The following is a 7,342-nucleotide window of genomic DNA, read 5'->3' on the forward strand; positions in this document are numbered from 1 at the left end:
CCTAATTATATATCTATATTATTTTAAATATGCACTTACTTTTTTAGCGATGCCGTCAGCATCAAGACCAAACTCCTGCAATAATGCTGTGGCCGGGCCAGAGTGACCAAAGCAATCATTTACACCGATGCGCAATACCGGTGTCGGGCAATTTTCTGATAAAACTTCACAAACAGCTCCACCCAATCCACCAATAATAGAATGTTCTTCTACTGTTATAATTCTTTTTGTTTTTTTAGCCATTTCAATAATAAGATCTTTATCAATAGGTTTTATGGTATGTATATTTACTACTGCCACATCAAGACCATTTTGCGCCATTTTTTCAGCGGCTGCCAAAGATTCACTTACGCAAAGACCTGTAGCAATTATCGTTGCATCCTTACCTTCACGCAGGATAGTCCCTTTGCCCAGTTCAAATTTATAATCCGGATTATCATTAATAATCGGAATAGCCAACCGGCCAAAACGCATATATACAGGACCATCATGTTCATAAGCTGCTTTTACCGCCGCTTTAGCTTCAATATCATCAGCAGGATTTATAATAACCATGCCTGGAATTGTACGCATTAAAGCAATATCTTCATTACACTGATGTGTTGCTCCATCTTCCCCAACAGAAATACCGGCATGAGTTGCACCGATTTTCACATTAAGATGCGGATAACCGATAGAATTTCTTACCTGTTCAAAGGCTCTACCTGCAGCAAACATCGCAAAGGTACTGACAAATGGAACTAATCCCGTTGTTGCAATCCCTGCAGCTATCCCCATCATATTAGATTCAGCAATCCCACAGTCATAATGACGTTCAGGCACGGCCTTTTTAAAAATACCCGTTTTAGTAGCTGCTGCTAAATCAGCATCCAAAACAATTACATCATCATGTTCTTTATACAGTTCTACCAATCCATTACCATAACTATCTCTTGTTGCTATTTTTGTTATCGGCTTTATTGCTGTCATCGTCGCCATTATATCAACGCCTCCCCATTTCTTTGTAATTCTTCCATTGCTTGTTTATATTGTTCTTCATTAGGGGCCTTACCATGCCAGCCAACCTGATTTTCCATAAAGGAAACGCCTTTTCCTTTTACACTTTTCATAACAATAGCCGTTGGTTTACCAATAGTTGCCTTAGCTTCTTTAAAAGCATCTCTTATTTGATTAAAATCATGGGCATCAATATTTATAACATGAAAATTAAATGCCTTAAATTTCTCATCTATAGGATATGGTGAACATATTTCTTCCACGGTGCCATCAATCTGCAAATTATTATTATCAACAATAACTGTTAAATTATCTAAATCATGACTGCCGGCAAACATTGATGCTTCCCAAACTTCACCTTCCTGAAGCTCACCATCACCCAGCATTGTATATACAGAGAAATCTTTATTTTGGACTTTTGCTGATAATGCCATGCCTACTGCTGCTGAAATTCCCTGTCCTAATGAACCTGTAGACATATCAACACCAGGCGTATGTTTCATATCAGGATGCCCCTGTAAATAAGAGTCGATATGACGCAATGTTTTTAAATCTTCTTTAGGAAAATATCCTTTCAATACTAACACTGAATATAATGCTGGTGCGGCATGCCCTTTTGATAATACAAAACGATCCCGTTCGGGATTTTGTGGTTTATCGACTGTTACATTCATTTCCTCAAAATACAAATAAGTTAAAACATCGGCTGCCGACAATGAACCGCCGGGATGACCTGATTTGGCAAAAAATGTTGCTGTTACAATTCCCTTGCGCAGTTCATTAGCAGTCTTTTTTAAAGCTAGATTATCCATTAAGAGCCTCCTAAAATTACCAAAAGTGACAAATATTTTGCAGATTTAATTTATTAGCTGCATTTCAAAAATGTATTTCTATATCTTTAAAAGCAGTAAAAATTTATATAATAAAACTTCATAAATTCCATATTTTTTACTAATATAAGTAAAAGTAAGTAAATAAATATTTTGTTTTATTTTTTTATATGTTTTTTAATTTCTTTTTTTGTCTTTAAGTTTTATTTGATTACTATTATAGCAAAGATTTTTTTTATTTCAAGTGTTTTTTTACAATTCTGCTTATTATTATTATTTTAAAGTTTTTTATAGTTTTATTTTCTTTGCGTATGCTTTCTTTTTATTTCTTTTTTTGTGGATTTTTTCAGGAAAACGATTGTCATTTTTTAATTTGTGCTATATAATATTAAATAATACGATAATATTTATTTATCTCTCACTAACTAAGGAGTGTGTGCAATGTTTGCAATAGAACGACAAAACATCATACTAGACCATATAAAAGAGTACGGAAAAATTACTACACAGGAAATTTGCGAACAGTTCAACGTATCAGCTACTACTGCTCGAAATGATATGAAAGAATTAGAAGAAAAAAACTTAATCGTCCGGACACACGGCGGTGCAACATTAACATCCCCAACATCTCACTCTTCCAGCAGTAACCCGAATCAAGTATTTCCCCTAGATGATAATGATAGCTACAGCTTTTTATTTCGGCAGCAAAAATGTAATGAAGCCAAAGAACATATTGCCGAAAAAGCATTATCATATATAGCTGATCGCGGCTCCATTTATTTAGATTCCGGTACAACCGCCTATGCTATGGCTAAAAAACTGGCTAATATGCATAAAAAACTAATTGTTATAACCCATGGCATTCATATTATGCTTACCCTGATTAAAAATCCTGATATCACTGTTATTTTTGTTGGTGGTATCGTCGGTAAAGATGCCGCCTATGTCGAAGGTACATTAGGTGCTGGTATTTTTGATAATTTAATTATTGATTTAGCCTTTCTTTCCGGCTATGGCATGACAATAAAATCTGGTATCACTGATTTTAATCCCTATGAAGTGGAACTAAAACGCATTGTTGTCAAACATTCCCACAAAACTATCGCTCTTATTGATTCATCAAAATTCGATGTTGTCTCCACTGCCAGCTTCTGCTCCAGCGAAAATGTCGATACCATAATAACCGATGATAAAGTTCCTGCCAGCGTAATTCAGGAATATAAAAGCAAAAATATTGATGTCGTTTATTGATATTTATATACAAAAATTCTGCTGTTAAATAACGCCTAATAAAAATGCCGCTAATCTGTTCCTTGTGAACAAGATTAGCGGCATTTTTCTATATACTATTTGATTGATTACTTATCTTTTACTTCGAGAATAGTGCTGCCACCTACGCCTTTAAATTTCTCTACAAAAGCAGCAATTTTTTGAAATACACTCTGTTTTTTAGTTAGATATTTAGGATTAAGTGGGCTCATCTTTGGCAGAATTTCATTTAATTCTGTTCCGTTTTCGCTCGCATATTCTCGTTTTAGTGAAGTAAGAATATATCTCTTTGCGGCTTCTACATTGAGTTCTTCTTCATTAATTAACTCTTCTGCTTCTTTTTTTTGCTCTTTTTGTGCAAAAGTGAAAAAGGCATCAATAATACTTGCTTTATCTTGGATTTCATCTAAATCTGTTTGATTAATAAACTCTACTACTAAGCCTTCCTTAGCACGATTTCCTGCACTAGCGCGAATTATTCGACGTACTTCTTCCACCAAATCTGCTTTGTCTTTCACCTTTTTATTTTTTTCAAAAATCAATTCCAAAATATAGTCCAGGTTAATCTCTTGTGATTTTAAAAGATCTACTTCAAAGACCACATCGTCCCAATCAATTGTAGAAGCTTCTTTATCTTTTCCTGTTTTTTCACGACGAAGCCAATCACGAATATCATTATATGTTGAACGATAATCTTGAATAGCTCGTTCTTGTGGCATTTCAATTTCTTGCATAGCTTTGATATCTTCATCGCTAACATAATGAGTTGCTTTAAATTCTTCTAATACTTTCGGATTATCTATATCAATTGCTTGTAGTGCTTTTAAGCTAGTAAACTCATCATAGTTTTGCAATACATTTTCAATTCTCAAATATTCACCAAATAATTTTGCAAAGTCTTTCTTATCCTTTTCAGTAACAATATCGTCAACATTAGGAAAACGAGAATTCAGCTCTTTTACTACATCAATGTACCCGCGGCGAGCCTCACCTGTAGCTATATCGGTGAATCCTTTCATATATTCTCCGTAGCTTTTTTCAAGCACCACATTTTTTGTATTTTTATCGCCAAACAGCGTAATAGCATCAACTGTCGCTTGTTCTAAATTTCTAAATGTAACAATATTGCCGAATGTTTTTGTAGAGTCATAAATGCGATTCGTTCTTGAAAATGCCTGCATTAAACCATGGAAACGAAGATTTTTATCAACAAACAACGTATTAAGTGTTGGTGCATCAAATCCTGTTAAAAACATTCCAACCACAATTAAAAGGTCAATCTCTTGTTTTTTTACACGATTAGCAAGGTCACGATAATAATTTTGGAATTCCTTACTATCTACCCCAAAGTTGGTTTTAAACATTTTATTATAATTATTAATTGCTAACATTAAAAATTCTTTTGCACTACTATCCATTGCTATTGGCTCAAAGGTTTCATTAATTATTTCTCCTATAGCATTTTGTTCCTCATTAGCAGCAAAAGAAAAGATGGTTGCTATCTTTAAAGGTTTATCGCTATTCTTTTGCAAGTTGTTCAGTGATTCATAATAAAGCTTTGCCGCATCAACACTGCTTACTGCAAACATTGCATTAAATCCTTTTGCTCCAATATGAGCACGGTGTGTTTTCACTCTGAAATTATTTAAAATATATTGTGAAACTTCTTTTATCCTTTCAGGATGAAGTAGTGCTTCTTTTGTCTCTGCTGCCGATAACTTTTTCTCATCTTGTTCCATTTCCAACGATTTAAACTTAGGGCGAACATCATTATAATCAACTTTAAACTTCAAAACTTTTTCATCTCTAATTGCATCTGTGATTACATATGAATGTAATTCTCTACCAAATACTGTAGCGGTAGTTTCTGCGCCTAATGCATTTTCAGGAAATATGGGTGTACCTGTAAATCCAAATTGATAGTACTTTTGGAACTTCTTCTTAATATTTTTTTGTGCTTCACCAAACTGTGAACGATGCGCCTCATCAAAAATGAACACTACTTGCTTATTATAAATTGCTAAATAATCTTCAGCTTTAATAAGATTATTTAACTTTTGAATAGTAGTAACTATGATTTTATTATCATCTTTTTCAATATTACGCTTAAGTCCGGCAGTATTTTCCGAGCCATTCACACTATCTGGTGAAAAACGTTGATACTCTTTCATCGTTTGATAGTCTAAATCTTTTCTATCTACTACAAAAAACACTTTATCTATAAAGTCAAGCTCTGTTGCCAAGCGGGCAGCCTTGAAGCTAGTCAGTGTCTTACCTGAGCCGGTTGTATGCCAAATATAGCCACCGCTTTGAATCGTTTTCCATTTTTTAGCATTATATGAACTTTTTATCTTCCATAAAATTCTTTCTGTTGCCGCTATTTGATATGGACGCATTATTAGTAAATTATCACTTGCATCGAAAACGGAATAATGCAAAAGAACCTTTAAAATTGTATTTTTCTGAAAAAATGTAGCTGTAAAATCCTTAAGATCCTTAATTAAAGTATTATCTGATTTTGCCCAATTCATCGTAAAATCAAAGCTGTTTTTATCACGCTTAGTTGTATTGGCAAAATAGCGACTATCCGTACCATTAGAAATTACACAAATCTGTAAGTACTTATATAAAGAGTTTTCGCTATTGAAGCTCTCTTTGCTATATCGATTTACCTGATTGAATGCTTCTCTGATAGCAATTCCACGTTTCTTTAATTCAATCTGAATCAAAGGTAAACCATTTACCAAAACAGTAACATCATATCGATTGGCTTGAGATCCTGTTATTTGAAATTGAGAAATTACCTGCATTTTATTTTTGGCTATATTCTCTTTATCTACAAGGTAAATATTTTCTATATGTCCATCCTGAACCTCCCACGACTAAAGTCGCGGGGTTCCTGCTTCATAGATAGTTGCGCAAAAAACACGTCTTACATTATCTCCACAGGCTATCCCCGTAGTTCCTACGGTTCTTATATATGTTATTACACTGCTGTGTTTAAAATTCTTAATCCTTCATTGCGAATATTTATGGCTGCATTTATGTCTCTGTCGTGATGTGCTTTGCATTCAGGACATTCCCATTGTCTTATAGTAAGATCTTTAACTTCTTTATTTTGATAACCACAATTATGACAAAGCTGACTTGATGGATAGAATTTATCTATTTGCATTATTTCTTTGCCATACCACTGAGCTTTATATTTTAGCTGGCGGGTAAATTCTGACCAGCTGGCATCTATAATGCTTTGGGCAAGTTTGTGGTTTTTCAGCATGTTATTTACTTGTAAGTCTTCTAAGCAGATAACATCATAGTTTTCTATAAGTTTGAGCGAGAGTTTATGCAGCATATCTTTTCGCTGATTTGCAATACGTGCCTGTAAGTGAGCCACTTTGATTCTTGCTTTATTTCTGTTTGCGCTGCCCTTTGTTTTTCGGGATAAGCGTCTTTGCAGTTTAGCAAGTTTTTCCAGTGACTGTTTGAGGTATTTATGATGGGGATGTTTACCGCCATCGGATGTAATTGCAAATTCTTTTAAGCCAAGATCGATACCGACATAGTTGTCAGTTCGCTTAAAAACAGGTTTTTCTACTTCGGTGCAGCATAGAGATACAAAGTATTTACCATCAGACGTTTGTGAGATTACAGCATTTAATATTCTGCCTTGTGGTATTTGCTTGTCTCTTATTTTTACTTTACCCAGTTTGGGAAGTTTTATTTTTGTTCCCAAAAATTCAATGTTGCCATTGGTGAAGTTTGTCTTGTAGGATTTATGCCTGTTCTTTTTTGACTTAAATTTAGGAAAACCAGTATTTTTACGTTTAAAGAAATTCTGATAGGCCGTATCGAGGTCTTTTAACGAGTTTTGTAGGGAACATTTATCCGGCTCTTTCAGCCAGATGTTCTCTTTTTTTAACTGCGTTAAATTACTGGAACACTTGGAAAATGTAAGTGTTGTTTTATCATCTTGATATGCTTTAATTCGCATAGCGAGATAGTGGTTAAAGACGTATCTTACACAGCCAAATGTTTTTTGTATCAGTATTTCCTGTATTTTGTTGGGATATATCCTAAATTTGAAGGCTTTTTCCATAACGTACTCACCTTTCTTTGCATCCTTATAAGATTATCGCCTGATTACCTTAAAAGTAACATGCAGGCTTTAGAAAAGCAAGTTTTTCGTAGTAACATATATAAGAATCGTAAGTTCTTTTTTAGTCGTATTGGGGAGGTGTCGTTCACAC

Annotated in this window: 5 protein-coding genes; 1 reads left to right on the top strand and 4 read right to left on the bottom strand. The window is 34.2% G+C overall.

Translation table 11 applies throughout. The annotated features are described in order from the left end of the window. Positions 1–18: 18 nt before the first annotated feature. Together HNR32_RS11050 and HNR32_RS11055 are read right to left on the bottom strand one after the other, a co-directional pair. Positions 19–978: a transketolase family protein gene (locus tag HNR32_RS11050; RefSeq protein WP_231038141.1), complete on the bottom strand. Its 960-nt coding sequence runs from the start codon at positions 976–978 to the stop codon at positions 19–21. Further along, positions 978–1,808: a transketolase gene (locus HNR32_RS11055; protein ID WP_183862633.1), complete on the bottom strand. Its 831-nt coding sequence runs from the start codon at positions 1,806–1,808 to the stop codon at positions 978–980. Before HNR32_RS11055 ends, HNR32_RS11050 begins: the two co-directional genes overlap by 1 nt. 459 nt (positions 1,809–2,267) lie before the next feature. Here HNR32_RS11055 and HNR32_RS11060 point away from each other — a divergent pair, with 459 nt between their 5' ends. Further along, complete coding sequence (locus HNR32_RS11060; RefSeq protein WP_183862635.1) at positions 2,268–3,077, top strand: DeoR/GlpR family DNA-binding transcription regulator; 810 nt, start codon at positions 2,268–2,270, stop codon at positions 3,075–3,077. 107 nt (positions 3,078–3,184) lie between these two features. On the opposite strand, the gene HNR32_RS14390 is transcribed toward HNR32_RS11060, so the two are convergent. Next, the gene (locus HNR32_RS14390) at positions 3,185–5,953 is read right to left on the bottom strand and encodes a type I restriction endonuclease subunit R, EcoR124 family (protein ID WP_311636849.1); all 2,769 of its coding nucleotides are present in this window, start codon (positions 5,951–5,953) and stop codon (positions 3,185–3,187) included. A gap of 128 nt (positions 5,954–6,081) precedes the next feature. Continuing rightward, positions 6,082–7,191 carry an IS200/IS605 family element RNA-guided endonuclease TnpB gene (tnpB, locus tag HNR32_RS11070; protein WP_183862637.1) on the bottom strand — a complete coding sequence of 370 codons (1,110 nt, stop codon included), beginning with the start codon at positions 7,189–7,191 and terminating at the stop codon, positions 6,082–6,084. Between the last annotated feature and the right edge of the window lie 151 nt (positions 7,192–7,342).

Origin of the sequence: Pectinatus brassicae, assembly GCF_014201835.1 — a bacterium.
In the GTDB taxonomy this organism is placed as follows: domain Bacteria; phylum Bacillota; class Negativicutes; order Selenomonadales; family Selenomonadaceae; genus Pectinatus; species Pectinatus brassicae.

Bases quoted from the DNA above. Each gene is read 5' to 3' on its own strand.
- HNR32_RS11050 (WP_231038141.1), bottom strand. From the start codon at position 978: ATGGCGACGATGACAGCAATAAAGCCGATAACAAAAATAGCAACAAGA.
- HNR32_RS11055 (WP_183862633.1), bottom strand. From the start codon at position 1,808: ATGGATAATCTAGCTTTAAAAAAGACTGCTAATGAACTGCGCAAGGGA.
- HNR32_RS11060 (WP_183862635.1), top strand. From the start codon at position 2,268: ATGTTTGCAATAGAACGACAAAACATCATACTAGACCATATAAAAGAG.
- tnpB (WP_183862637.1), bottom strand. From the start codon at position 7,191: ATGGAAAAAGCCTTCAAATTTAGGATATATCCCAACAAAATACAGGAA.